Origin of the sequence: Priestia sp. SIMBA_032, assembly GCF_046535215.1 — a bacterium.
Lineage (GTDB): Bacteria > Bacillota > Bacilli > Bacillales > Bacillaceae_H > Priestia > Priestia aryabhattai.
This window is the reverse complement of record NZ_JAWRXD010000846.1, coordinates 1-264: the sequence shown is the minus strand read 5'-3', so window position 1 is coordinate 264 and position 264 is coordinate 1. Positions and strand designations below refer to the sequence as shown.

1 protein-coding gene is annotated in these 264 nt (G+C 75.0%); it reads right to left on the bottom strand.

Annotated features, from left to right (window positions below; translation table 11 throughout):
* Positions 1-264 (bottom strand): phytanoyl-CoA dioxygenase family protein (locus tag SB717_RS36735; protein ID WP_410907997.1); only part of this gene is annotated, 264 nt, incomplete at both ends.

Sequence of the window (264 nt, the reverse complement as noted above, 5' to 3'; positions counted from 1 at the left end):
GGCGTTGTCGAACGAGGCATGCAGCATGAACATGCCGAACAGCACCACGTCGCCGGCGCGGAAATCCGCCGTCAGCAGCCGGGCCCCGCGCTCGGCCGCCAGGGCGACCGGGTCGAGATCGAGGGAGCCGGGCGGCGCGCCCTCGGCGTCCACGTCGAGGCCGCGCAGCGGGCCGGTCAGATCGTCGAAGCGGTGCGAGCCCTCGACCAGGAACAGCGGCCCGTCCTCCGCCGGGACGGCGCCCAGCGGGACCCAGGCCGTCAC